The following is a 786-nucleotide window of genomic DNA, read 5'->3' on the forward strand; positions in this document are numbered from 1 at the left end:
AGGTAGGCATCCGGTGGGGCGGGAGGGTCGTTGTACGTGGTCGATAGTGGCGCGGGATGCGGAGTTTCGTCGTGCGTTGGCGGCTGTCGAGGATGGGGATTTGCAGGGGGTCGTGTTGGTGGGCGAGTCCGGGGTGGGCAAGTCGACTCTGGCTCGGATGCTGGCAAAGGCTCTCGAGTCGGCGGGGTGGACGGTGCGGTTTGCGCTGGGCACGCAGACGGGTTCGGCGGTCCCGTTGGGGGCGTTTTCCCGCGCGGTGACTCTGGATGTGGCTCATGAGCCGGCGTTGATGTTGGCGGCTGCGCATCAGACGTTGGAGCAGGACGAGAATCTCGTCGTCGTTGTCGATGATGCGCAGTTGCTTGATCCGTTGTCGGCGACGTTGGTCAATCAACTGGCGGCAAGTCGCAGTGCGCGATTGATCGTGACGATCCGATCGGGTGAGCCGGTTTTCGATGCGGTCACTGCGTTGATCAAGGAGCGGTTGTTACTGACCGTTCATGTTGATCCGTTCACTCGCGAGCAGACCGGCGTGTTGGCTACTGCCGTTCTTGGTGGTGTGGTCGAGGCGCGGTTGATTGATGCGCTCTACGAGCGCAGCGGGGGCAACCTGGTGTTGTTGCGGGGTTTGCTTAGTGCGAGCCGCGAAAGCGGGGCGGTGGTGTGTGCGGATGGCTGCTGGCAGCTGCGAGGGCCTCTGCAGGCGGATCGAGAACTCTATGAGCTGTTGGGTTTTCGGCTGTGGTCTCTTACTCCCGAGGAGTTGGAGGTCGTTGAGGTCTTGGC

General features: G+C 62.3%; 1 protein-coding gene. It reads left to right on the forward strand.

Going from position 1 to position 786, the window contains the following annotated elements; genetic code table 11:
* Nucleotides 1–46: 46 nt before the first annotated feature.
* On the forward strand, nucleotides 47–786 hold a 740-nt coding region (locus A5773_RS20640; RefSeq protein WP_156744907.1), incomplete at its 3' end, for an ATP-binding protein.

The sequence above is a fragment of the Mycobacterium sp. 852014-52450_SCH5900713 genome (genome assembly GCF_001667075.1).
In the GTDB taxonomy this organism is placed as follows: Bacteria; Actinomycetota; Actinomycetes; order Mycobacteriales; family Mycobacteriaceae; genus Mycobacterium.